Source organism: Methylobacterium radiodurans (genome assembly GCF_003173735.1).
In the GTDB taxonomy this organism is placed as follows: Bacteria; Pseudomonadota; Alphaproteobacteria; order Rhizobiales; family Beijerinckiaceae; genus Methylobacterium; species Methylobacterium radiodurans.
Map to the genome: position 1 here is coordinate 1,176,730 of NZ_CP029551.1, position 22,644 is coordinate 1,199,373.

Sequence of the window (22,644 nt, forward strand, 5' to 3'; positions counted from 1 at the left end):
GCCTCGCTTAAGCCTGGCTTAAGCTGCGTTTCCGACCCGCGGCGGACCGATCCGAGCCCGGACCCCGCCCGCTCATGCCGAACGTCCTCGCCAACCTCATCCTCGCCGTCTTGGTCTGGGCCGCCTCATCGCTGTGGTCGCCGGGTCATTGTCGCGAGCCCGGCGCACGGCCGACGCCCTTCACCCTCGACGTGACCCGCGACCCTGACCTCTCGCTGCGTCTGCGATGGACCATCGCCCCCGGCACATACCTCTACCGCGACAAGATCGCCGCCACCGACGGGAGCGGCAGGGAGCTTCCCGTCAGCACCCAGCCCGGCGAGACCAAGGACGACCCCAACTTCGGGCCGACGGAAGTCTATCACGGTGCGACGGAGGCCATCGTGCCGGGCGCGGCTCTCGCGGGGGTGCCCGAGGTGCGCATCACCTATCAGGGGTGTGCCGAGAAGGGCATCTGCTACCCGCCGACCACCCGCGTCGTCGAGGTGCCCACGCCTGTTTCGCAGGCGGCGGCCGCGACGGCGGACGCCGCGTCGCCCGCCAAGGACGCACGGCCTAAGAGCGGGAGCGGCCTGCTCTCGGGCCGTCTCGCGGGCGTGCTGGCGACCTTCCTCGGGCTCGGCCTGCTCCTGGCCTTCACCCCATGCGTGCTCCCGATGGTCCCGGTGCTGGCCGGCATGCTGACCCGCTCCGGGGAGCGGCTCTCGCCCGGACGCGGTTGCGCCCTCTCCGGCACCTACGTGCTGGCGATGGCGCTGGCCTACGGGACGCTCGGTGTCGCCGCGGCCTGGTCCGGCCGCAACCTCCAGGTCGCGCTCCAGACTCCCGTCGCGCTCGGACTGCTCGCCGCGGCCTTCGCCGCCCTGGCGCTGTCGATGTTCGGTGCGTTCGACCTCGCGCTGCCGGCCGGCGCCGCCAGCCGCCTGTCCCGCCTGAGCGGGCGCAGGCACGGTGCGCTCGGCGCCGCCGCAATCATGGGCTTCACCTCCGCCCTGATCGTCGGACCCTGCGTGACGCCGCCGCTCGCCGCCGCCCTGCTCTACGTCGCACAGACCGGCGACGTGGCGCGAGGCGCCGCCGCCCTGTTCGCGCTCGGCCTCGGCATGGGCCTTCCGCTGGTCGCATTCGGGACGTTCGGGGCGGGGATCCTGCCGCGATCGGGCCCGTGGCTGGTCGCCGCCAAGCAGGCCTTCGGCGTCGTCTTCCTGGGTTTGGCCATCACGATGGTCTCCCGCCTCGTGCCGTCCGAGGTCTCCCTCGTGCTCTGGGGAGCGCTGGCGATCGGCATCGGCGTATTCATCGGGGCGTTCGACGTCGTCACGGCGGGCGCCGCGGGCCGGCTGGGCAAGGGCGTCGGCATCGTCGCGGTGACCTACGGCTGCGCCCTCGTCGTCGGCGCCGCGAGCGGCGGGACCGAAGCGCTCCGGCCGCTCGCCGGACTCGTCCGGGCGCAGGCGGTCCGCGTCGAGGACGGCCGAACGGTCTCCTCCGTCCCGGCGTTCGAGGTCGCCCTCGCGGTGGCCCGGACCGAGGGCAAGCCGGTGCTCGTGGAGTTCGCCGCTGACTGGTGCAGCGTCTGCAGGACGAACGAGCGGACGGTCCTGGCCGATGCCGGCATCCGGGCGAGACTGAAGGCCGTCACGGTGATCCGCGCCGACGTCACCCGCGACGACGATGCCACCCGCGCCCTGATGCGGCGCTTCGCGGTCGTCGGACCACCGACCCTCATCCTGATGCGCCCCGGCGGCGGCGAGGTCCGCGAGGCCCGCACCGAAGGCGAGCTCACGGTCGATGACCTGAAGCGCCGCCTCGCCCTCGTCGGCGCCTGAGCCGCCCCATTCGACCCACCCATACCCCCGGAGACCGTCATGAACCGCAGGACCCTGCTCGCCCTACTGCCCGCCGTCGCGCTCTTGCCCGCCCTGTTATCGCTGGCGCCGCACACGGAGGAGGCCTTCGCCCAGGGCGTCGACCCGAACGCCATCCTCAACGACCCCGAGGCGCCGGTCTGGGGCAACCCGAAGGGCGACCTGACCATCGTCGCCTTCCTCGATTACAACTGCCCCTTCTGCAAGAAGGCCGAGCCCGACCTTCTTCGCCTGGTGAAGTCGGACGGACGCATCCGCCTCGTCCACAAGGACTGGCCAATCCTGGGCGACGCCTCCGTCTACGGCGCCCAGCTCGCCCTCGCGGCGAAGTACCAGGGCCGCTACGACGCCGTGCACCGGGCGCTCATGGGCATGCCCGGCCGCAAGATCCCGAAGGAGCGGATGCTGGAGGCGGTGGCCGCCTCGGGCGTCGACATGGCCCGCCTGGAGGCGGACCGGACGTCCCACCAGGGTGAGATCTCCGCCCTGCTCCAGCGCAACCTAGACCAGGCGGACGCCCTAGAACTCCGGGGAACGCCGGTCTTCCTGATCGGTCAACTCAAGGTCGCTGCGGCGCTCGATTACGACGGCTTCAAGCAGGCGGTCGCCCAGGCGCGCGCCAAGGGCCGCCCATGATGCGGCGGGCCTCACGTCTCCCGGCCCTGATCGCGCTCGCCTCGGGGCTCGGCGCCTGCACGGCCTCGGTGGGGGCTCCGGCTCCCATCGCGGACGCTCGGCCGCAGATCGCCCCGGAGGTCTTGCGCCGGTACGCCGCCGTCACGGACGAACCCTTCCCGGTCGAGGCGGTCGACCCGCGCGACCTCAAGGCGCGCAACGTCCGCCAGTTGGTCGACTACACGTCGAAGGAGCCGCCCGGCACCCTCGTCGTCGACCCATACAAGCGCTTCCTCTACCTCGTCATGGAGGGCGGCAAGGCGATGCGCTACGGCGTCGGGGTCGGCAGGGCCGGCTTCGAATTCACCGGGGAGGCGACCGTGGCGCTCAAGGCGTCTTGGCCACGCTGGACGCCGACCCCAGACATGCTTCGACGTGATCCGGAGCGGAACGGGCGCTGGGCCGGCGGCATGCCGGGCGGCGACAGGAACCCGCTCGGGGCGCGCGCGCTCTACCTGTTCAAGGACGGGAAGGACACGCTCTACCGCATCCACGGCACGACGGAGCCCTGGAGCATCGGCGAGGCGGTGTCCTCGGGATGCATCCGCATGCTGAACCAGGACGTCATCGACCTGCACCGCCGTGTGCCCACGGGCACCAGGGTCGTAGTGCTCGGGTCGCAGGGCACTGCCCGCGCCGTGCGGCAGGCGGCCCCGGCAACCACCGGCAGCCTTGGAAGCGGTGCTCCCGCCGGACCGCAAGCGGGCAGAGCCGAAACCGATAGCCGCGAATCACTCGCATCCCCACGTTCTCGCATCGTGCCAACCGACCCGATAGGGAATGCGTATCCTGCCCGGCCTGAACGCCGAGGTTTCCCAGGCCAAGATCCAGATGAACCAGTGCGAGCACGGCATTGACGGGAACGTGACACGCTGCGCGAGGTCGGTCTCGGGTTCGCGTCGCTGCCCGGGCGTCGGGTTGCGGAACTCTCCTCCTGCCTAGGCGATTCGTTTGGCGATTATGCACTTTGCAAACCGCTTCGCATTTGTTAACCTAAGCGATGAAGTGAGTCGCTTAGGGAGGGAAGCGTGGCGTTATTTGTTATCAGCTATGATCTCCACAACCAGCGTGACTATCCCCGCATCTGGCAGCGCCTAGAAGAACTGGGTGCTGCCAAGCTTTTGGAGTCGCTTTGGCTGCTTGATATCAATAATAGCACAACGGAAGTAAGAGATCATCTAAAGTCTTATATAGATCAAGACGACTCTTTGGCTGTCATTGAACTCAAGCAAGGCTCCATGTGGGCAACAGTAAGAGCCATGCCAAATGGCATCAATTGGCTGAAGCAGCATCTTCGGTCTTAGATGCATCGTATGTCCGCCAGTACGTTTCACGTACTTTGATCGGAACGCGCAAGATTTTGGCGAACGCAATTACCAGATGAAGGCGCATCTCAGCCATCCTTTTTGTCTGATGACGGATGCGCCGCATCTTTACTGACTGGTACCTTTGCCAGCTTCCGCACCCGCTCTTTGAACCGCTCGGGATCGTCATCGGTCCCGAGTTCCTGAGCGGCTTTGATGAAGCGCTCGGATTGGGTGAGTGGATCTGGCTTCTTATCTTTCATGGAAGTTGAACCTTGTGAAAGCCCGCCTTGGCATCAATCCGGTAGAGATACGGCGGCTGCTCGTTGCGAACAATTTCGATCATCCTCGGATACGCACGGATGAAATATCGCAACTTTTGGAAGGTCGTATCGTTTGCACCGCAAAGGGCGAATGAAGCCACTTTATGCTGAAGCATAGCGGCAGCCTCAACTTCTATACTGTGAAATTTTCTGTCGTGAGTGAAAGCAACCCACCCGCGCTGTCCGCAGATTGCTAGCCATTCATCGTCTGGCATAGTTTCTCGAAAGCGGTTGGTTCGGCTGTGCTGCCATTCTACGGTGAATGGCGGTTTTGCATGTTCAAGCGCCCGCGGAAGGCGGGTTCCAAAGCAACGATCAAAATATATCGTTATTGCTTCCACAGCTTTGTGCCGACTTCTGCGCCTTCGAATTCAAGTGCACGCCTTACTTCATGTGCCTCTAGCCCGAAGTCATCGGCTATGTCCTCTAAGTTCTCGCCCGCGTCCCAGCGACCTTTGATTGTCCATGTCGGCGTACCGTTTATCTGAGGCGCCCCGAATGCTACGCGCGGGTCAATCATAATCGGAGACCCTAACCCCGCTAGATGCCAGCGGATCACGATGCCTTTATGCTCATACTCAAATTCTTCCAAGCGCCCGATTATGATCTCCCACGCTAACTGGCCATTGCGGTCAGGTCGCATGAACGTCCCAGCGCCCTTTTTCCCAACAATCTGATCGTAGTCCATAAATATAGACTTGCCGTCGGTCTTGAATTTATATTCCGCAAATGGAAATTTGCTATTGAACCGACCTGCTAAGTACTCGCGAGTTTTCTTAATGGCGGCAATCGTGATGCCGGCTGCACGGAATTTAGCGACAACGGCTACTTCGATTAGCTGCATATAAGAGAGTGCTTCGCGGTCATCTTTGCGCGAAAGCAATGGCTCGTTGCTTGCCTTATGCCACGCTGAGACAGTCTGAGCAGAAACGCGCGCATAGCGAGCCGCCTCACCAACGTTATAGTTGGGGAGGTACAGGCGGCTACGCCACGGCTCCTCTTTCTGCCTTAGAGCATTCATCGTCGCTTCCGACTATGCACTAGCTGTTTGGTACGTCAGACGCTTGCCCTGGATGTCGTGTATGGCGGCAGCCGTGCGCGCAACGTCATTGACGCCCAGCTTCACCCGATTGTTGTACCGGAAGTCGAATTCCGCGAGGTAGCGGTGCAGGTGCTGCTTGCCGCAGTGCTGGTACACGCCCTTCATGCCGCGCTTGAAGACGCTGAAGTAGCCCTCAATCGTGTTCGTGTGGACGATCCCGCGCACGTACTCGCCTTGGCCGTGGACGGTCGTCTGATGGTCCACAAACTTCGGCGCAGCCTTGGGGTACACGCCAGCCTCGTCGGTGTGCAGCGTCGCTTCCTTGATGATGTTCTCCTCAAGGATCGGAACGATGGTGGCGGGCTTCAGGTCGTCCACGACCATGCTGCGCACCTGCTTGGACTCGCGGTCCACGAGGGCCAGCACCTTCATCTTGTGATGGTAGGCGCGCTTTTTCGGCTTGCCGGGCTCGCGGCCGATGAAGGTCTCATCCACCTCCACGATGTTGGCAGCGCCGGGCGTCCCGCCGAACGGGGCAAGCTCGCCAGACCGCATCGCCTCGCGGATACGATGGGCGAGGAACCACGCGGAGCGATACTGAACCTCTAGGATACGGTGAAGCTGATGCGCACTGATGCCCTTTTTGGAAGAACACAGAAGGTGCACGGCTTGGAGCATCTTGTTGAGCGGGATGCGAGCGTGCTCGAAAACCGTGCCAACCTTCACCGTGAACTGCTTCTTGCAATCGCCGCACTTGTGGAGTCCGAGCCGGATGCGCTTGGCCGGGTTCGCTTTGATCTTGCTGATGCGGCCCATGCCGCCGCAGTGCGGGCACACCGGACCTTGCGGCCACAGCGTCTCCTCAAGCCACGTGAAGGCCGCTTCCTCGCAATGAAACTGGGGCTGGCTGAGGACGGACATGACTGCGGCTCCGATACCCTAGGTGTATCGGATCACGCGCGGGTTTGCAAGATGCATAATCGCCATTCGTTTCGCCGCCTCGGCAGGCACTGAGAACGCAACATCAGCAACCTGCCGAGCTTACGCCTCGTCAGCTTCGCTTGCTCCGCGCCTCGGAAGCGCCGACTTACGCAAGTACGGTCCGTATGATCATCTAGGCGGCCGCACTTCGACAGGCTTCGATAGTCGACTTCGCTTTCTTTAGCAGATGTATCACCTCGGAAAGGCGAGCAAGTTCCATATGGACCGAATGCCCGTCGGCGCCGATCGAGCAGTGCATCTTACCGCGGTTGTCGTTGAAAACGACTACCTTTAAATCATCTTGGGATATCTCAGCTTCGATGAAGCCGAACTTGGTCGATTTTGGATCGATCGATTTTATTTTCTCGATTGCCGCGCAAAGTTTTTCAACATCGTCATAGTCAATAGCCGCGATGCCGGTTTGCGGGTAGTCGCCGCCCGTTTCGACAGTCACCAAGGCGACGTGCCTCAAAGTGCGCGCATCGATGCTGATGATCTCGCGGGCGTCAATTGAAATCTTGCCCCAAGCCGATATGCTGCCCACGTTCGTATAACATTTTACGACGATACCGTAACTTTGCTCGTCGTCGGCGGTAGTGTTGTTATCCCTATGTTGCTCGACAATGCTTGCCAAATTCATTGCTACACTCCTTGCTTCATCGGCGCGAGAGATAACATAACTCATCTCCGAACCTCTTTGCACGACCTTATTTTGCCGCTAGCCCGATTTTTTTGAGACTGGTGCCAACGAAGGAGTGACTGGCGATTGGGTTGTGCCCTCGAGAGATGCGAGCAAGCCGTGCTTGTAGGAGAGCCGCTCCCAGCGCTGGATCTAGCCGCGACGGCCATGACACAGTTTGTACTTCTTCCCCGAGCCGCAAGGGCAGCGCTCGTTTCTGCCGATCTTCTCTCTGGCGGTAAGAGGCAGCGAGTACGAGGTCGACAACGCATTGCGCCGATGACTCGCCCGGCTTTCGACTAGGTCCCGTCGGGGGGGCCGTTCCGGCGGCGGTCCGAACTCGCGGAGTTCTTCGATCAACTCCCGTTGACTTTCGAACTCGCGCTGCGCTTCGAGAGGGAGACCGGCCCTGTAGGGCTCTAGGCGCTCCAGCTCGGCTGCGGCGGCGGAATGGCGTGCACAATAGGCGAGAACGACCGCGTATTGAGACCGGACGGAAATCAGGTAATCCGCCAGTTTCCATTGCTGCAGCTGCGGGAGGATGATGGTCTCCAGGATCCCGAGCGCGCCGTGGAAGTCGCTCATGCGTACGAACTGATCCACGAGATCCTGGCCCACGCGGAACAAGGAATCCGGGGCGCGCGCCAAATCGTAGAACTTCAGAGCGTGAATCCGAACGAAGGGCGCCGGCAATCCCTGAGCGTCACGTGCTTTGGCGAGTACGTCCAGAGAGTCGGCGAGATGCTTGACGTCGTCGACGTCGGTCCCCTTCCTAAGCATCGGTTCCAAATCGGGAGCGTTGTTTCCCATTACCATCTCGGGCGTCAGACCGATCAGTTCGTAGTATTCGGCGATCAGCGGCTGGACTCGTTCTTCCGCGGCGGCGGCGTCGCCGAGGATGAGCTCCGCGCAAGCGACATTGTATTCGAACACACGTTCGTGCGTGCGCGAGATGTCTCTGACGACGGGGGCGAGGTCCGCCACCAGGCGCATGGTTCCGCCGCGATCGCCTTCGCCGGCACGGAGGTTCATCCGCTTCATGCCCACCCGAAGTTGCTCCTCGACGCCGAGATCGTGAGCCACGACCAGGGCATCCATCCGATCGAGCCTCGCAGCGGCGCGGCCCGATCCCGACTTCAAGTCGGCGAACGCGAGGGCGTCGAGCGCCTTGATCCGTTGCTCGGGTGGAACGGCCTCATCCCGCGCCGCATCCTCCAGATAGGGTTCGACTTCGGGCCAGACGCCCATCTCGTGGAAAAGCTCTTCGGTAGCCAACTCGACCAGGACGTCGAAGCGGCCGACATCTCCGGTCAGTCGGAGGAAGAGCGAAAGCTTCGCGGGATGCCAGCTCTCCATGAGGCTAGCTTGGACGACGACTCGCAACGCTTCCTGTCTCGCTCTAACGATCTCGGGGCCGTGAAGGAGCAGTCGACCCTTCCCCACCGTGCGTGCCGCATCGTGGAGTTTGATACGGTCTTCCGCGAAGACCTGCAGTAGGCCTTGGCTCGTCAGGCGACGGAGGGCGCTGTCGAATATCGGCCGATCGGGGCCGCCCGCCGCCACGCCGAAGGATCGTACCTCATCCCTTGTGAGCGGTGTGTCGCAGAGGCTGAGCAGCTCCGCGACGTCCGCGACCGCCTCGGGCAACCGATCGAAAACCCGTCCGAGCACGAGGTCCTGGGCGATTTCCCTGCTATGAGCCGACTGGGAGAGCTCGGCACACAGCCGTTTTACCGATCCGTCGTAATCGCATCCGGCCACCGAAATCGCGTTCAGGACGAACAGCGGAAGCCCGCCGGTAAGTTCGATCAGGCGTCCGCAATCGGCTGCATCGCCTCGGCAGCCTTGGGCGTGAGCGATCGCCGCGACCGTATCCGGGGTCCAACCCAGCAGGGCTTCGCGAGTGATTCCGAGGGTGGCCTCTATCGTCGTGATCTCGCCCTCCGGACGCGCCAGGAGGACGAAGCGTACATCCCGTCCGGACCGGACCGCCCCGATCAGATCGTCGGCGGGCAGCCGGTGGACGTTGTCCAGGGCGACCGTGACAGCTTCTCCTCGCTCGGCCACCCGGCGGGACAGGAGTTGGAGGATTTCACGTCCGGACGCGCCAGGCAGGAGAATTTCGCCTAGGCCGCGCCCCGTCCCGTAGAGCCGACCCGCGACTTCCCGCGCGATGGTGTTGGCGAGAGCGGCGCCAGGAGTGTCGGCGACGTCGAGATAGACCAAGGCGCCCGGGGCGTGTCGCGCGGATTGCGCCAGCCATGAGGTTTTTCCGGATCCCGAATAGCCGACGATCAGCCTGACCCGTTCTCCCGTGGACAATTCGGGTTCGTGTCTCTGGACCCGATAGGGGGACGGTGGCAGTGGCAGATCCTGCAGCTGCACGACGAGTTGCTCGAACAGACCGGGCAACTCGTCGACACGAAATACGTGATCCAGGCTGCCTGCGTCGCCCGTCGCCGCGAGCGACACGAGGCCGGCCAGTTTCCAGACGAGGGTTTCCGGAGCTAGCGTGGCGAAAGGCACGCGTTCTGCCATCTCACAGGCCGCTTCGGCTGCTTCGAGAAGCGACGACTGTGGGGCCGGTAGGATTCGTGCCTCCCGATCGGAGGCCGGCCAGTCGATGCGAACATCGTCCGGCCAATCGGCCGCGGCGAGCTTGGCGGCTAGGGTAGCAGTGGGGGCGGCGCTGCTGATGATGAGGAAGGCAGGTTTCCCGTCGCGCTCGCCGCGTTCGTGCGAGGCGCGCAAGTCGTGGAAGCGGTTCAGGGCTCCCTCGATGTCGTTCCAGGCGAGCGACGCTTTCCGGTGCTTCACTTGGACGTAGATACGATGGTCTGGTAGTCGCACTTCGACGTCTTCGTCGCTCTCGACCCAGATGCGCTCCATCGATAATGCAGCTGCCGACAGTAGGCACTGCACGGTGTACAAGTGCTGGAATAGAAATCCGCGATGCACGGCCTCGATCCGAACCAGCTGGGCCGGATCCAGCACCTCGATCCCTCGTTGCGTCGTCTGAGTCACCTCTGCATCTCCGTCATCCGGACCGCGCCCTCTCGACAGTGTAGGACCGCCGACGCCTGACTTCCGCGTGTCGGCCGCTCGACGAGACGACGCCGACGTCATTCGCGCGAAGCGCCGGACGCCTTCTCCGGTTCGGCCGATGCGTCGCGACGCGCGGGTCGGGACGGTCCCTGACCGTTATCGGTGGGATTGCGCGGGTGCGTCTCCGACGTTCGACTTCTACTACGGCCTGTGGTCCGCCCAAGCCGTCTTTCCCAAAACGGAGGACGCGCCGCGCAAGAAGCGCCACACAGCCTTCGTCGGCTACCGGTTCGAGACACCTGAGGAAGGAGACAACCACAACTACTATCACGCTCAACCCTGTCGTTCGATGGGACGCAAGGACGACGAGATCGAAGTCGCCCTCCCGATCTCGAATCGCGCGCCGACTTGGCCGTTGGCGGCCGACGGAGGATTGGAACTCCTTCTCTGCCTCGTGACCGCGCTTTACGGGATGGATGGCCTGGTGGCACTCAGGGGCACGCTCATGGAGGACCCCGCCGCTCGTCGTATCGAGATTCTACGTACGGGTTTCGATCGTATCCTCGGGTTGAGGCGCCCACGCTCCGTCGGAACGCGCACGGATGCCGATCGCGGTCTCGGATCGTGGGCGAGCTCGACCCAGGACGCCTTCGTGTCACCCACGTCGGCGACGCGGACGCGTCGCGTGCCAACCGGGCGCTGACGATCCGGGGCCTTGACCGTCGGTGGGACGTCCGCCGTTCCGGTTCCGACCGACGCGCGGCTGCGTCGGACGGGAAACCTGCGGCGTGCGGTACGAATACCCGACTCCTCGTCGACAGGCAGGATGTCTATCCCGCGACCACGTCGGTCGTCCGGCCTGGAAGCGCGGTTTGCGTCGACGCGCCGCTCGACCCGCAAAACACCTGGGGATGGTCGCCAGCGGAAACCGGTCGTTCCGTACCGCGGTCCTATGCCGTCTGTCGAAGTGAAGAGGCAGAGGCCGAACGACATGAATCCGATTTCCGGGTGGGTCGACGCCACCAGCTACCAATCGGTGTTCCAGTTGGGGGTGGCGGTGACGCTGACCTATCTGATCGCCGGTCCGAAGGTGTCGGAGATCCTGCGGGAGACCGTCGCGGATATGGCGTCTCTGAAGGACGCCGTCGACGTTCTGGCCAGGGAAACGTCCGATGCCGAGATGGAGGCACGACGGGAGCTCCTCGAATGGCACGGCGACGTCCTACGCGTTGGAGCGGCTGACGCCGTGAAGGTGAACCCCAGTACCGCGACATACTACGTCGTCGCTCCGATGGCGCTTTTCTGCGCGCTGTTGCTGACGTCACTGCTGCCGAGTTGGCCCGCCGCGGTCGCGATCACCGGCTCGGCAGTCACCGCGATCTTGATCTTCATGGATCCCGTCCGCGTCGTCTGGAACGCACGCGATATCAGGACCATGACGGAGCTGATTCGTCGGATCGCCGGAACGCTCGACCCTCACGGCGACGACGCGGCGAGGTTGGCGGCCGCGAAGGTGGCCCTGATCGCTCTCCGTCTCGGAAACGCGAGCCTCAAGGAAACTATCGCGACCCTGAAGGAGCTGAACGACGACGGTCCGGCCCGGCGCTGATCCGGGCGCATGGATTCCGCCGGCCACACGCCCAGCGGCGAGAGGAGGCGGTCCTGAGCGGCACCGGAATGGTCGTGGTTAGGCGTCGTCCAAAGGAGTGGGACAATCGCTCGGCCTCGTGAACCTTCCATCGCCGCCGAGTCGGCGAGACGCGAACCCGCTCCCGCGCCAGTGAGACTGCGTGAGTCAAGAGCTGGTTCGAGGCGCTGCTGCGTCAGCACTCGTTGGAGGGCAGGGAATGGGCGCCGATATCGCCTTGTGAGGGCGGTCGTGACTGCGATCCGCTGAGTGATCGGCTCCCGGCTTCGGACGGCGCTTCGATAGCGTTGCATCAGGGATGTGTGCGGGCTGGCCCGATGTGCGTTCGGGACCGCGTCGATCCGATCGATCTCGATCGGAACTGAAGCTGGGCTCGGCCCTCCTCAAGCACGCCGACATCGCTCCCGAAGGCGACCCGACGTGCGATGCGTCGCGTGGCGTCTGCGCTCATCGCGGCGTGGATCGCGTCGGCTTTAGACGATCGGGATTTGGGGCCGTGATCGCAATCTGACGATATGGATCTGTCGTTCGGACGATGCGCTCGACGGGGAGGCCGTTATCAAGCGTGATGCTGCCGCTCTCGCGAGAGGCGACGAAAATCCCGGTCATCCACAGGGTCGGGATTGTGGCGGGATACCCGGCGATCAGGCGCTTGGAACGGTATCGTTCGCTCCATCTTGCCCTATCAGGGGCGCAAGAAGACAGCCTTGAGGACAAGCAGTATTGCGTCCGGAGTTACAAATTTGAGTTTTAGGACGTGGCAAGCCGTTTCGATGAAGTCCGTTCTACAAACGTCATTCATTGAGGAGTGGAGCGGAAAAGCATCCTCTTTTAAATCTCGATTGTTTACCTTGCGCTCGTAGAGCTGTGCGGCGCGATAACCAAGATCGAACGCAAGGTACTCGCGCCCATATTTCAGCATGAATTCCTTTTCTTCATTAATATCGTCCTCGAATACGAAATTCGATACCGGAGAAGAGCGGCACAGCCAATAAATAAGATAGGCTGCGCATTTCAGATGATCTGGTCTGTCGAGTTTTTTCTCAATATAATCCAGGCGTTTCAGATCCTGGGTCCATTCAAAAAAGGCGTCTAGCGCGTTTCGCTTGTTCCAACTGACAAGGACGCCCATTTCATTGGCTCGGTCAAAGAAATCTACGTAGAGCTCCGCTTCAAATACATCCTTGTTTTGGATACGTTCGAAGAAATCTCCCGTCAGACCTTCTCTTAGCCGGACTTCCATCACTTGCCTCAGGCGCACAAATACGAAGGGCGCAGCTCATTGCTGCGCCCCAACCTCGGAACTACACGACAGGTATGGTGTCAGGCGGCCTTGGCCTCACCCGAAGCCAAGGCACGACGCCAGGAGCCTTTCAGCTCCGACTTGCCTTCGACCACGACGCGCTTGTTAGCGCGGAAGCCGTAGGGCGATTCGGAAAACTGGGCGAGATATTGCGCGTCGGTTGTTTTCGGCTTCTCGGACATTCTTCCCTGCTCCCTCTTGGGTGCTGGTAATGAAAGTGTATCACTCAGGTACGCGCTGTCGAGCGGAAATCGGCCGGCCGAAGGCCATTCCGATTCCTGTCGCTCTTTGAACACGCCCTTCTCAACGGTTCGTTAGCGCGATGGTTCGCGCGTCGTAGCAATATGTGCCTCTCCACGCAACCAGCTCATGTGTCGGCTGAGGCCTGCATCTGGAATCGAGGCGAGGTACCCTCGCTGCTCTCCCCCTGGGTTGGCATCAGCCTTCGTCCTACTCTTCTTGGGGTTCGTTCAGGCGTCCCTCGCCTTGATTTTCTTCTTCCCACCAGAGGTTTTTTCTCAATGGCCAGTGGCCCCGGCGGAAAGCGCCATGCAGTGGCCGGGCGTGCGTCAGGAAAGTGGCTGCTGGTGCGAGGATGAGGCAATGCCATCCTTGGGGACACGATGGTGGGCTGCCAAGCTTCGGCGAGCGGAAGTCCCCGAGATGGTGGTGAGTGCGACTGCTCGCGAGTCCTCGATCCGGCTGACCTCACGATGCTGGCCTGCTTCTGCGGGCTAACGCCTACACCTATGCGTGCCAAGTGACCCAGGAGCCCTCGTGCGGGCGATTTACAAGACGCAATCGTGAGTACTCCGCTGGAGCTGCTACGGGCTAACTTTGGGTCATTTTACAGCCACCGCCGCAAATCCGCCCGCGCCGTCCCCGGCCCGGATCAGGAGGTCCTTGCCCCTCTGCGCACTCATCGATGTCTCCACGTGGTGGGGAGGCCCAAGGACCTTGAGGCTCTTGGGCGGGGTCCGGGGCGCGTAGCCCCGGTGTCGGCTTCCCGCATCCGGCTGGGCCGGATGCGGGAAGCCGGCAGGGCTCTGCCCTGCACCCGCAAAAGGCCTCAGGCCTTTCGAAACCGGGACGGGCGCTGGCCTCACGGAGTCTCGGTGACGGCCTCGAGCATGAGCGTCGTGCGGGCCTCGCCCGAGCGCTCGTCGCGGTGGACCGCGATGCCGGCGGCGCGCAAGAGCACCAGCGTGTGGCCGGCGAGCGCCAGAGGGCTTTGGGCGACGAGCGCCGCCATGCGGTCGGCGGCGTCGAGGGCGGTGCGGGCGGAGCCCGGCCGGGCCACGAGGATCAGCGCGTGGCTGTGCCGGTGGCGCAGCGCGCCGTCGACGGAATCGTCGCGCATCTCCGCCGGGCCGAACAGGGCGTAGACCGGTGGCGCCCCGGGGGGCGGCTCGTCGTGGATCCGGACGCGGCCGCCCATCAGGCGGGCGAGGCCCGTGTCGGCCGCGAACAGCCCGATCAGGGCGGCGCGCAACGCGAGCAGCGGACCGCTCACCACGCACCTCCGGTCCGGTCCTCGACCAGTTCCTCGACATGGCAGACAAGGTCGCGCGCCCCCGCCTCGACTTGGCGGACGGCGAACCGGCGGGGCCCGGCCGCGAGCCGGGCGGCCGGGGTGACGCCCGGGCGTGTCCGCAGGGTGATGCGGTGGGTCGGCAGGCGATCGGCGCGGCCCCCCTGCAGGCGCTCGGCCGCGCCGACCGGGCTGATCGCCCCCCAGAGCACAGGCCCGGCAACGTAGCGCCGGAGCACGCCGCCGAACCCGTCGGGCTCCTCAACCGGGAGTTCGAGCACGAAGCGCCGCCGCCGCGCCCCGAGGGGCGGGCGTGCCTCAGTGTGGGGCATGGGTCTCTCCCGGGTTTCAGAGGCGCAGGCGGCGGAAGGGGGTGGCGAGCGCGGCGGGGTCGGGCGGTTCGGTCTCGTCGCCGCGGTGCTCGTAGCAGGCGGCGGCGAGCCGCAGGATCGCGAGGCGCAAGGGCGCGGGCAGCACCGGGCCGCCGCCGCCGTAGCCTGCCGCCACCTCGATCAGGATCGTGCGGCCGACCGGCGCGGGAGTGAAGGGATCGACCAGCAGGCAGGGCGCTTCGATCGGGTCCGGGCCGACGCGCAGCAGGCTCGCCTCCTGCGCCTCCACGGAGCCGTCCGGCCCCGCCAGTCCGAGGCGCAGGACGCCGACGAGCGGGCTCAGCGGCAGCGGGATGCGCCGGTCGCGCGGCCAGGCGTCGAGCACCACCCGGAAGCGCGCCGGCTTGAGCAGCCGGCGTGTCTCCGCCTCCAGGCTGGCGCGTGCCGCCGCGACAAGGCCCGTCACGAGGGCGTCCTCGCTCGCGTCGTCCGGGTCGAGCCGCAGGTAGAGCCGCATCTCGGCGAGCGTTACCGGCTCCGGCGCCTCGACGACGCCGGCCTCCACGCGTATCGGGACCATCGGGCCGCTCCTCCGGTTCAGCTTGCGCAAGGACTGTCGAATGACCCGGACCACGCGCCGCCTCGTGCGGCCGCTCGGCGCAGGGATCGTGATCGCCGGACTGGCCTCGGGGCCGGCCGGCGCCGTCGTCGGGGGCGCCGAGGTGCCGGCCGGCAGCGCCGTGATGGTGCTGTCCTCGAACGGCAGCCTCTGTACGGGCGTCGTGCTCGCCCCGGACGCGGTGCTGACGGCCGGCCACTGCGCGGCGCCGAACCTCGAGCAGCGGGTGCATTACCGGGACGAGGCCGGGCAGCCGGTGCTGGCCGAATTGAAGGCCCGCGCGGTCCATCCGGCCTACGACGCAGGCGCCATCGCGGGCCGGCGCCGCTCGATCGACCTCGCGCTGGTGCGCACGGCCGCCCCCCTGCCGGCGCGCCTCGCGCCCGCCACCCTGAGCGCCGCGATGCCGCGGGCCGGCGCGAGCCTCGACCTCGCCGGCTACGGCGCGGCCAAGCCCGGCGACCCGCGCTCCACCGGCACCTTCCGCAGCGTGGCGCTGCCCGTGGTCGAGCCTCACGGCCCCAGCCGGATCCTGGTCTGGCTGCGGGCCGCAGGTGCGCGGGCCGGCGCCTGCGCGGGGGATTCGGGCGGGCCGATCACGAGTGCCGGCGGCGCGGTCGTGGCGGTGAGCGCCTGGATCGGCGGCGCCTGCGGCGGCCTGACCCAGGGCGTGCTGCTCGGCCCCCAGCGCGCCTGGATCGACCGCACGCTCGGCGGCTGGGGGCTCGCCGCGCGCTGGCAGGACTGAGCGGGAAGCTGCGGGGGGCCGGCGGACGGAACCGCAGCTTGGCCAGGGAATTGGCTTGGGCTAGGCTCGACAGCGTATCCTGGGGAACGCCTGATGCTCGCCACCACCCTTCGCACGGCCGCGCTCGGCGCCCTGCTCGGTCTGCTCCCGGGCTCGGCCCAGGCGGTCATCCAGGGCGAGGTCTCGCGCGACCCCAACGGCACCCGCGCCTTCGTGGTGCGGGTCGAGAGCACGCAAGGGGAGATCTGCTCCGGCACCCTGATCGCGCCGGACCTCGTGCTCACCGCCGCCCACTGCGTGATGCACCGGGCCGGCTACAGCGTGATCGCGGTGGACCGCGCCTTCCGCCAGCGCCGGATCGGCGTTGTCGCCGCCACGATGCATCCCGAATTCGTTCCCGGCACCACGCCGGAGGAGCAGCCGGGCGTCGATCTCGCCCTGGTGAAGCTCGCCCAGCCGCTCGGGCCGGAGTTCATGCCGCTGGATCCGCGCGGCGCCGGCTCGATCGGTACTGGAGACGCGGTCGACATCGCGGGTTTCGGCGTCGTCGCCGAGAACCGCCGCAACACCGCCCGGACGCTCCGCCAAGCCCACCTCGTCTCGATCGGATCGTTGCAGGTCGCCAACCGGGTCACGGTCGTGACCGACCGGCGCCGCTTCGCCGAGACCGCGGGCGCCGGGGCGTGCCTGGGCGATTCCGGCGGCCCGATTCTCAGCGGCGGCCCCGGCGGCTACCGCATCGTCGGCGTGGTGAGCTGGTCGAGCGGCGCGCTGCAGCAGAACGGCCGCCGCCGTACGGCCTGCGGCGGCTTCACGGCGGTGACGCCGGTGGCCGAGCATGCGGGCTGGATCGCCGCGCGCGCGGCCGAACTCTCGCAGGTACAGGTGGGCGCCGCCGTGCCGGCGCGGGGCAGCCGCTCCTCCGACTGGATGGCCCGGCCCCCGCGCCAGCGCTGAGGCCCGTCCCTGGCGCCGTTCGCCGCGCAGGCCCCGCTCTCCGCCGTCACCCGCGCTCCGCTTACGCGGCCGCAGGATGGCGGCGGGGAGAGCCGGAGGTCGTCACGGGCGCTCGTCCTAGCCTCTTCCGCGCGTCAGGACCACGCGTGCCGGCAGCCGTCATCAGATGTGCAAGCCGCTCCGTCCACACGCATCGCGGCGCCTCTCCCGCCTGGTGTGCGATCACTCTCGATCGCGTGCTGATAGACAAAGGCAAATGTCCGGTCCTAATAGGTGCAGATGCATCTATGCGGCAAGGCCTCGCGAGAAGCAGCGACCCTGCTCTGGCTAGCATAGTCCGAAATCCTAGACCGATGCGCGCACCTGCCGCGCGCGATCAAGATTTAGGCTGGCCGTCCGAACCGTCTCGTGGCACTTTCCGAAGCGGAACCCGGCTCTCCCGGGCGAGGTGAGCAGTCCCGGACAACGTGCCCCGATGACCGACCGATCCTTTCCCCCGGCCCTGGAGGCGGCGGGCATCATCGGCACATGGCAGACAGACGTCGAGGCTGGCCGCTCGATCCTCGACGACGGTGCCGCTGCGCTGATGGCGGGCGACGCAGGCTTGGCCGGCAAGCCGCTTCCCCTCGACGTCGCACTCGGACGCATCCATCCGGACGACCGCGACTGGGTGTTCGCGCACATTCGCCGGGCCCGGCGCTCGGGCGGCCCTTTCACGGCGGAATTCCGCGTGCGTGGGCCGGGCGGCAGCGTGCGCTGGGTTCTGAATCAGGGCCGCCTACCCGCGGAGGGCGCGGGCGGCATCGGTTACGGCATGTACATCGACACCACGCACCGCCACCGGGACCCGGCGGCCGGGAGCGAGGAGCCGCGCGACTGGCTCGAGGTCGCGGCCGACCACTGCATCGCCGCCCGCGAGGCGATCGACCGCAGCGGCAAGCCGTTCCTGCGCCTCCTCATCGACGCGCTGCTCCTCGAGATCGGCCGCCACTTGGTGCGCCGCCGCTCGCACTAGAGCGGCGGCGCACCCCACCTCAGGCGAACTTCAGGAGCTTGATCGCCGCGAAGTCCTGCACCCCGCCGCCCACGCGTTTCGTGGTGTAGAACAGCACGTAGGGCTTGGCGGAGTAGGGGTCGCGCAGCACCCTGAGGCCGGCCCGGTCGACCACGAGGTAGCCGCGCCGGAAGTCGCCGAAGGCCACCGCGAGGCTGTTCGCGGCGATGTCGGGCATCGCCTCGGCCTCGGTGACGGGAAATCCCATCAGGGTCGCGGGCGCGCCGGCGCTCGCGGGCGGCTGCCAGAGGTAGTTGCCGTCACCGTCCTTCAGCTTGCGGATCGCCCCTTGGGTGCGCCGGTTCATCACGAAGCCGGCGTTCTGGCGGTAGCCGCCCTTCAGCGCGTAGACGAGGTCGATCAGCACGTCGGCCGGGTTGGCGCTCGGGAAGGCTCCGGCCGCGCCCGTGGCGACGTAGCCGAGCTTGCCCGGGACCCAGGCGGCCTCGGCGACGGTGTCGTAGGCGAGGAAGCCCTTCGGCCGGCTCACCCCGTTGCCGGTGACGAAGGCCGCGCTCTCCTGCTCGGCGAACGCGGTCTCGACCTCGTCGGCGAGCCACGCGTCGAGATCGACCACCGCGTCGTCCAGGAGCGTCTGCGTCGCCGCCGGCATGGCGTAGAGCTCCATCGCCGGGAAGGCGATCTCGGAGAGCCCCGGCCCGGCGGTCTCGGGGCGCGGCGCGGTCTCGGCCACCCAGCCGGCGCCCGGTGCCGCGGTCGCGACCGCGCGCTTGTAGAGCCCGCCCGAGATGGTGCGCTGGCCGGCGATGCCCCGGATCGGCGAGCGCTCGGTGAGGCGGCGCAGCACCTCCTGCTCCACCGTCCCGGGCACGAGGTAGCCGCCGTCCGGGCCCGAGCCCGCCGACATCGCCTTGGCCTCCAGGCCCTTGAGGCCGCCGCTCTCGCCGGCCCGGACGTAGAGATCGAAGGCTGCCTTGTGCTCCTCGGCGACGGCGTCGCGCGGCGCCGGCCCGCCGACGAGCGGGGGGCGCGCCCGGTCCAGGCTGAGCCGGTCGAGGCGGGTGCGGGCCTGGTCAAGGGCGTGGTCGATGCGGGCGAGCTTCTCCTCGGTCAGCGGATCGACGGCGGAGCGGCGCTCGATCTGGCCGAGGCGGGTGTCGTTCTCCGCCTTGAAGGCGTCGAAGGCGCGGGCGAGGTCGTGGAGGGCCGCGTGAGCGTCCCCGCCGACGGTGCCGGGAAGCCCGGCCTTGGTCTCGTAGGGGCAGGTCTCGGCGTGCGTCATGCTCTCTCTCCGGTGAGGCTGGCGGGCGCGATCCGCCGGGCGAGGTCGCGCATCTTGAGGCCGAGGGGGGCGTCGAGCCGCGCCTCCGGCTGAAGCGGGAAGGTGACGAGCGAGATCTCCCAGAGATCGATCGCCCGGAGGTGCCGGTAGCCGGCCCGGTCAGGGGCGGCACGGCGGGTACGGAAACCGATCGAGAGCCCGTCGAGCCCGCCCTGGCGGATCAGCGCATCGAGTTCGCGGGCGCGCCGCACCGCGCGGTTGAGGCGGCCCGCGACCCGTAGGCCCCGGCCGTCCTCCCGGATGTCGAGCCAGACGCCCACCGGCTCGGCCGGGTCGTGCTGGAACAGCATCCGCACGCCGGCAGCCCCGCGAGCCCGGAGGCTCTCCGCGAAGGCGCCCGGCGCGACGATGTCGCGGCCGAGATCGGGCAGGCCGAACAGGCTGGCATAGCCGGTGACGAGACCGTCCGTGCGCAACGCCAGATGCGTCGCTGTCTGCATCGCCATGATGGCTCTCCCTCAGGCCGGCCCGTAGCCCACGGCCTCGCGCTTCTCGGCGGCCGAGAGGAAATCGGCCGCGCCGACCCGTCGCCAGAGCGATTCCCGCTCTGCGGCGAGCGCCTCGATCCGGTCGAGGTCGGGCTTCAGGGCGGCCTCGCCGAAGGCGGGGCTGAGCCAGTGCGCGAGGCTCTCCGCGGTGCGGCGCACCAGCGGGATCAAGGTCTGGCGGTAGAAGGCGCGGTTGGCCTCGGCGTAGTTCGCGTGGGTGTTGTCGCCGGGAAGCCCCAGCAGGAGCGGGGGCACCCCGAAGGCCAGGGCGATCTCGCGGGCGGCCGCGTGCTTGGCCTCGACGAAGTCCATCTCCTTCGGCGAGAGCGCGAGCGGCTTCCAGTCGAGCCCGCCCTCCAGCAGGAGCGGCCGACCCGCATTGGCGGCGCCCTGGTAGTTCGCCTCTAGCTCGCCCTTCAGCCGGTCGAACTGCGCCTCCGAGAGGTGGGCTTGGCCGCCGAAGACCAGCGCGCCCGAGGGCCGGGCGGCATTGTCGAGGAGCGCCTTGTTCCAGGCGCCCGCGGCGTTGTGGATGTCCAGCGCGGTGGCCGCCGCCTCGATCGGGGCGAGGCCGAGGAGGTCGTCCTCTGGGTTGAACAGGGCGAGGTGCAGGATCGGCGGCACCGGGCCCGCCTGCTCATAGCGGCGTCCCCGCGTCCCCTCGCCGTACAGGTAGGCGGCGGGCCAACCGTCCGGGCCCGGCACCGCCCGCACCCGCTCGGGCCGCAGGCCGAACAGGGCGCGCGGCACGCCGTCGAGGCTGACCTGCTCCAGATAGGCGTTCCCGCCGAGCAGGAGCCGGGCGTAGAGCGTCTCGAGAAGCCGGGTCCCGCCCTCGCGCGGGTTCGGCCGGGCGACGAGGGCGGCGAGCGCGTCGCCGCCCTCGCCCGCCGGCACCAGCGGCACGCTGGCCGCGCTCTCGGCCACGAGGCGCACCGCGCGGTGCACCACGGCGTTGCGGGCGTAGCCGGCGCGGGCCAGGGCCGTCGCGTCGCGCGCCGTCCAGGAGGCGCGGCCGCCGCCGTAGAGGGCGACCTGCGGGCCGGCGAGCCCCTTCGTGGCGATATCCGGGGCGCCGCGCCGCGCGGCGGGCCCGTAGCCGGCGGCCCGCGCCAGCCGGGTGAGCAGGGTGGGCATGCGGGTCTCGACCTCTCTCGGTTGGGCGGAGCGGACGCCGATCTCGCACCCGTGAAGGGTGCGACACGGATGCAGCGGATCCTTTGTGCGCGATCGATGTTCCTGGTCGGGACGTACGCGGGGACGCAATTCCTCCGCGGCCACAGATCGAAAGACCGACCGATGAAGACGATTCTCCTGGCTGCCGTCGCCGCGGCCGCACTCGCCCTGCCGGCCTCGGCGCAGGCGGTGATCGAGACCCCGACCGGCACCGCGGTCGTGGTCCCGCCCGGTGCGCCGGGTGTGGTGACGCGCCAGACCGGCGCGACCGGCGAGCCCGGCGCCGTCAACTACTCCCCGACCGGCCGGCCCGCGGATGTGATCTCGAACGACTCGGCGGCCGCGGGCAATGCCGGCCAGCCCTCGCGGGTCGCGCCCCAGGGCGGCGGCGGTGGGCGCTGAGGTCGGCGGGCGCGTCGTCGCGCCCGTCACCCGCCCGGGACAAGGCCGGCGCCGCCTGTCAGGGAGCCTCGCGTTCCTGGCGGCCGTCAGCGCCTTCGGGACGCGCCGGAAGCGCGCTCACTGAGCGATACAAGGCATGGACGCGTGCGCCCCGAGGTCGGAGCAATCCGGCCAAGCCCCTCGCGGCCGCGATCCGGCGTCGTGCGAGGGGCTCGCCGCGGAGGCGGGCGCCTGGACGGAGGTGCGCGCGACGCTCCTCGGCGCGATGAGACGCAGATCCGCTGCGGGGAGGCCGGCCTGCCCAGCCTCCTGCGGGTGCGCGAGCTGACCTGACCACGCGCCTCTCGGCCGGCCACGCCGACACGATCATCAACCACGTCATGTCGCGGAAGCAGGTCCTTGCCGCCGCGGCAACGGCGCGCCATCGTGCGGGCTCGCGATCCTGTGGGCTGAGAACGATCATGGCCGCACCCCTGCGCTTCGGCATCCTGATGTTCCCGGACCTGATGCAGCTCGACCTCGCGGGGCCCGCCGAGGTGTTCGGCGCGGTGCCGGGCGCGGAGCTGCACCTACTCTGGAAGACGCGCGAGCCCGTCGCGAACAGCGCGGGCTGGCGCATGGTCCCGACCACGACCTTCGCCGACTGCCCGCCCCTCGACGTGGTCTGCGTGCCCGGCGGCCGCGGCCAGGTCGGGCTGATGGACGACGACGCGACGCTCGATTTCCTGCGCCGCGCCTCGGCGGGGGCCCGCTTCACCACCTCGGTCTGCACCGGCTCGCTGGTGCTCGGTGCGGCCGGCCTGCTGCGCGGCTACCGGGCCGCCTGCCACTGGATGTCGCGCGACCAGCTCGCGCTGCTCGGCGCGATCCCGGTGGCCGAGCGCGTGGTGCGCGACCGCGACCGGATCACCGGCGGCGGCGTGACGGCCGGAATCGATTTCGGTCTCACGGTCGTCGCCGAGCTCTGCGGCCCCGAGGCCGCCAAGCTGGTGCAGCTCGGCATCGAGTACGACCCGGCCCCGCCCTTCGCGGCGGGCTCGCCGGAGGGCGCCGGGCCGGACTTGGTGGCCCAGGCGGAGGCGCGGGCGAAGGGGCGGCAGGAGCAGCGCTGGGCGGCGACGCGGAAGGCGGCGGAGCGCCTCGCCTGACCGGGCGGGGACTGCATC

25 protein-coding genes are annotated in these 22,644 nt (G+C 67.5%); 11 read left to right on the forward strand and 14 right to left on the reverse strand.

From position 1 onward, the window contains the following. The first annotated feature begins 74 nt into the window (after positions 1–74). From dsbD to DK427_RS05235, 4 genes are all read left to right on the forward strand, one after another. Positions 75–1,829, forward strand: a complete 1,755-nt coding sequence (dsbD, locus tag DK427_RS05220; RefSeq protein WP_109950335.1) for a protein-disulfide reductase DsbD — start codon at positions 75–77, stop codon at positions 1,827–1,829. Between the two features lie 39 nt (positions 1,830–1,868). After that, on the forward strand, positions 1,869–2,504 hold the full coding sequence (locus tag DK427_RS05225; RefSeq protein WP_109950336.1) for a DsbA family protein: 636 nt from the start codon (positions 1,869–1,871) through the stop codon (positions 2,502–2,504). Continuing rightward, positions 2,504–3,400, forward strand: a complete 897-nt coding sequence (locus DK427_RS05230; RefSeq protein WP_425452591.1) for a L,D-transpeptidase — start codon at positions 2,504–2,506, stop codon at positions 3,398–3,400. Before DK427_RS05225 ends, DK427_RS05230 begins: the two co-directional genes overlap by 1 nt. A gap of 171 nt (positions 3,401–3,571) precedes the next feature. Then, entirely contained in the window at positions 3,572–3,847 is a 276-nt protein-coding gene (locus tag DK427_RS05235) for a SinR (RefSeq protein WP_109950338.1), read from the forward strand. 89 nt (positions 3,848–3,936) lie between these two features. Here DK427_RS05235 and DK427_RS26645 read toward each other — a convergent pair whose 3' ends face one another. The 6 genes from DK427_RS26645 to DK427_RS26960 all read right to left on the reverse strand — a co-directional run bounded on the left by DK427_RS26645 (position 3,937) and on the right by DK427_RS26960 (position 9,896). Then, on the reverse strand, positions 3,937–4,110 hold the full coding sequence (locus tag DK427_RS26645; protein WP_204165274.1) for a hypothetical protein: 174 nt from the start codon (positions 4,108–4,110) through the stop codon (positions 3,937–3,939). Further along, on the reverse strand, positions 4,107–4,511 hold the full coding sequence (locus tag DK427_RS26065) for a PIN-like domain-containing protein (RefSeq protein ID WP_162559684.1): 405 nt from the start codon (positions 4,509–4,511) through the stop codon (positions 4,107–4,109). Before DK427_RS26065 ends, DK427_RS26645 begins: the two co-directional genes overlap by 4 nt. Continuing rightward, positions 4,499–5,191, reverse strand: a complete 693-nt coding sequence (locus DK427_RS05240; protein WP_109950339.1) for a DUF433 domain-containing protein — start codon at positions 5,189–5,191, stop codon at positions 4,499–4,501. Before DK427_RS05240 ends, DK427_RS26065 begins: the two co-directional genes overlap by 13 nt. 12 nt (positions 5,192–5,203) lie before the next feature. After that, positions 5,204–6,133 carry an IS1595 family transposase gene (locus DK427_RS05245; protein ID WP_109950340.1) on the reverse strand — a complete coding sequence of 310 codons (930 nt, stop codon included), beginning with the start codon at positions 6,131–6,133 and terminating at the stop codon, positions 5,204–5,206. A 193-nt stretch (positions 6,134–6,326) separates the two neighbouring features. After that, entirely contained in the window at positions 6,327–6,878 is a 552-nt protein-coding gene (locus DK427_RS26070) for a hypothetical protein (protein WP_162559685.1), read from the reverse strand. Between the two features lie 147 nt (positions 6,879–7,025). Further along, positions 7,026–9,896 (reverse strand): SEC-C metal-binding domain-containing protein, encoded by a 2,871-nt coding sequence (locus DK427_RS26960; RefSeq protein WP_245930809.1) that lies wholly within the window; start codon positions 9,894–9,896, stop codon positions 7,026–7,028. 139 nt (positions 9,897–10,035) lie between these two features. On the opposite strand from DK427_RS26960, the gene DK427_RS05255 reads away from it, so the two are divergent. Together DK427_RS05255 and DK427_RS05260 are read left to right on the forward strand one after the other, a co-directional pair. Then, positions 10,036–10,620 carry a hypothetical protein gene (locus tag DK427_RS05255; RefSeq protein ID WP_109950341.1) on the forward strand — a complete coding sequence of 195 codons (585 nt, stop codon included), beginning with the start codon at positions 10,036–10,038 and terminating at the stop codon, positions 10,618–10,620. A 288-nt stretch (positions 10,621–10,908) separates the two neighbouring features. Then, positions 10,909–11,526, forward strand: a complete 618-nt coding sequence (locus DK427_RS05260) for a hypothetical protein (RefSeq protein ID WP_162559686.1) — start codon at positions 10,909–10,911, stop codon at positions 11,524–11,526. A 724-nt stretch (positions 11,527–12,250) separates the two neighbouring features. Here DK427_RS05260 and DK427_RS26075 read toward each other — a convergent pair. The 5 genes from DK427_RS26075 to DK427_RS05275 all read right to left on the reverse strand — a co-directional run bounded on the left by DK427_RS26075 (position 12,251) and on the right by DK427_RS05275 (position 15,311). Continuing rightward, a complete protein-coding gene (locus tag DK427_RS26075) occupies positions 12,251–12,808 on the reverse strand; it encodes a hypothetical protein (RefSeq protein WP_162559687.1) in 558 nt (185 codons plus the stop codon). 80 nt (positions 12,809–12,888) lie between these two features. Then, a complete protein-coding gene (locus tag DK427_RS26080; RefSeq protein WP_162559688.1) occupies positions 12,889–13,050 on the reverse strand; it encodes a hypothetical protein in 162 nt (53 codons plus the stop codon). Positions 13,051–13,970: 920 nt separating this feature from the next. Then, complete coding sequence (locus DK427_RS05265) at positions 13,971–14,381, reverse strand: DUF3168 domain-containing protein (protein ID WP_425452548.1); 411 nt, start codon at positions 14,379–14,381, stop codon at positions 13,971–13,973. After that, a complete protein-coding gene (locus DK427_RS05270) occupies positions 14,378–14,731 on the reverse strand; it encodes a head-tail adaptor protein (RefSeq protein ID WP_109950344.1) in 354 nt (117 codons plus the stop codon). The genes DK427_RS05265 and DK427_RS05270 overlap by 4 nt, the downstream gene beginning before the upstream one ends. Before the next feature lie 16 nt (positions 14,732–14,747). After that, the gene (locus tag DK427_RS05275) at positions 14,748–15,311 is read right to left on the reverse strand and encodes a head-tail connector protein (protein ID WP_109950345.1); all 564 of its coding nucleotides are present in this window, start codon (positions 15,309–15,311) and stop codon (positions 14,748–14,750) included. 40 nt (positions 15,312–15,351) lie between these two features. Here DK427_RS05275 and DK427_RS05280 point away from each other — a divergent pair, with 40 nt between their 5' ends. From DK427_RS05280 to DK427_RS05290, 3 genes are all read left to right on the forward strand, one after another. Continuing rightward, entirely contained in the window at positions 15,352–16,098 is a 747-nt protein-coding gene (locus DK427_RS05280; RefSeq protein WP_109950346.1) for a trypsin-like serine protease, read from the forward strand. Between the two features lie 93 nt (positions 16,099–16,191). After that, entirely contained in the window at positions 16,192–17,055 is an 864-nt protein-coding gene (locus tag DK427_RS05285; RefSeq protein ID WP_109950347.1) for a S1 family peptidase, read from the forward strand. A gap of 475 nt (positions 17,056–17,530) precedes the next feature. Continuing rightward, positions 17,531–18,070, forward strand: a complete 540-nt coding sequence (locus DK427_RS05290; protein WP_109950348.1) for a PAS domain-containing protein — start codon at positions 17,531–17,533, stop codon at positions 18,068–18,070. A gap of 19 nt (positions 18,071–18,089) precedes the next feature. Here DK427_RS05290 and DK427_RS05295 read toward each other — a convergent pair whose 3' ends face one another. The 3 genes from DK427_RS05295 to DK427_RS05305 are packed head-to-tail and all read right to left on the reverse strand — an operon-like array spanning position 18,090 to position 21,037. Beyond that, positions 18,090–19,352: a phage major capsid protein gene (locus DK427_RS05295; RefSeq protein ID WP_109950349.1), complete on the reverse strand. Its 1,263-nt coding sequence runs from the start codon at positions 19,350–19,352 to the stop codon at positions 18,090–18,092. After that, on the reverse strand, positions 19,349–19,858 hold the full coding sequence (locus DK427_RS05300; protein ID WP_245930810.1) for an HK97 family phage prohead protease: 510 nt from the start codon (positions 19,856–19,858) through the stop codon (positions 19,349–19,351). The genes DK427_RS05295 and DK427_RS05300 overlap by 4 nt, the downstream gene beginning before the upstream one ends. A gap of 12 nt (positions 19,859–19,870) precedes the next feature. After that, on the reverse strand, positions 19,871–21,037 hold the full coding sequence (locus DK427_RS05305; protein WP_109950350.1) for a phage portal protein: 1,167 nt from the start codon (positions 21,035–21,037) through the stop codon (positions 19,871–19,873). A gap of 162 nt (positions 21,038–21,199) precedes the next feature. On the opposite strand from DK427_RS05305, the gene DK427_RS05310 reads away from it, so the two are divergent. Next, complete coding sequence (locus DK427_RS05310; protein WP_109950351.1) at positions 21,200–21,478, forward strand: hypothetical protein; 279 nt, start codon at positions 21,200–21,202, stop codon at positions 21,476–21,478. A gap of 461 nt (positions 21,479–21,939) precedes the next feature. Beyond that, positions 21,940–22,626 (forward strand): DJ-1/PfpI family protein, encoded by a 687-nt coding sequence (locus DK427_RS05315; protein ID WP_109950352.1) that lies wholly within the window; start codon positions 21,940–21,942, stop codon positions 22,624–22,626. Positions 22,627–22,644 lie beyond the last annotated feature (18 nt).

Bases quoted from the DNA above. Each gene is read 5' to 3' on its own strand.
- dsbD (WP_109950335.1), top strand. From the start codon at position 75: ATGCCGAACGTCCTCGCCAACCTCATCCTCGCCGTCTTGGTCTGGGCC.
- DK427_RS05225 (WP_109950336.1), top strand. From the start codon at position 1,869: ATGAACCGCAGGACCCTGCTCGCCCTACTGCCCGCCGTCGCGCTCTTG.
- DK427_RS05230 (WP_425452591.1), top strand. From the start codon at position 2,504: ATGCGGCGGGCCTCACGTCTCCCGGCCCTGATCGCGCTCGCCTCGGGG.
- DK427_RS26645 (WP_204165274.1), bottom strand. From the start codon at position 4,110: ATGAAAGATAAGAAGCCAGATCCACTCACCCAATCCGAGCGCTTCATC.
- DK427_RS05240 (WP_109950339.1), bottom strand. From the start codon at position 5,191: ATGAATGCTCTAAGGCAGAAAGAGGAGCCGTGGCGTAGCCGCCTGTAC.
- DK427_RS05245 (WP_109950340.1), bottom strand. From the start codon at position 6,133: ATGTCCGTCCTCAGCCAGCCCCAGTTTCATTGCGAGGAAGCGGCCTTC.
- DK427_RS26070 (WP_162559685.1), bottom strand. From the start codon at position 6,878: ATGAGTTATGTTATCTCTCGCGCCGATGAAGCAAGGAGTGTAGCAATG.
- DK427_RS05255 (WP_109950341.1), top strand. From the start codon at position 10,036: ATGCGTCGCGACGCGCGGGTCGGGACGGTCCCTGACCGTTATCGGTGG.
- DK427_RS05260 (WP_162559686.1), top strand. From the start codon at position 10,909: ATGAATCCGATTTCCGGGTGGGTCGACGCCACCAGCTACCAATCGGTG.
- DK427_RS26075 (WP_162559687.1), bottom strand. From the start codon at position 12,808: ATGGAAGTCCGGCTAAGAGAAGGTCTGACGGGAGATTTCTTCGAACGT.
- DK427_RS26080 (WP_162559688.1), bottom strand. From the start codon at position 13,050: ATGTCCGAGAAGCCGAAAACAACCGACGCGCAATATCTCGCCCAGTTT.
- DK427_RS05270 (WP_109950344.1), bottom strand. From the start codon at position 14,731: ATGCCCCACACTGAGGCACGCCCGCCCCTCGGGGCGCGGCGGCGGCGC.
- DK427_RS05275 (WP_109950345.1), bottom strand. From the start codon at position 15,311: ATGGTCCCGATACGCGTGGAGGCCGGCGTCGTCGAGGCGCCGGAGCCG.
- DK427_RS05280 (WP_109950346.1), top strand. From the start codon at position 15,352: ATGACCCGGACCACGCGCCGCCTCGTGCGGCCGCTCGGCGCAGGGATC.
- DK427_RS05285 (WP_109950347.1), top strand. From the start codon at position 16,192: ATGCTCGCCACCACCCTTCGCACGGCCGCGCTCGGCGCCCTGCTCGGT.
- DK427_RS05290 (WP_109950348.1), top strand. From the start codon at position 17,531: ATGACCGACCGATCCTTTCCCCCGGCCCTGGAGGCGGCGGGCATCATC.
- DK427_RS05295 (WP_109950349.1), bottom strand. From the start codon at position 19,352: ATGACGCACGCCGAGACCTGCCCCTACGAGACCAAGGCCGGGCTTCCC.
- DK427_RS05300 (WP_245930810.1), bottom strand. From the start codon at position 19,858: ATGGCGATGCAGACAGCGACGCATCTGGCGTTGCGCACGGACGGTCTC.
- DK427_RS05305 (WP_109950350.1), bottom strand. From the start codon at position 21,037: ATGCCCACCCTGCTCACCCGGCTGGCGCGGGCCGCCGGCTACGGGCCC.
- DK427_RS05310 (WP_109950351.1), top strand. From the start codon at position 21,200: ATGAAGACGATTCTCCTGGCTGCCGTCGCCGCGGCCGCACTCGCCCTG.
- DK427_RS05315 (WP_109950352.1), top strand. From the start codon at position 21,940: ATGGCCGCACCCCTGCGCTTCGGCATCCTGATGTTCCCGGACCTGATG.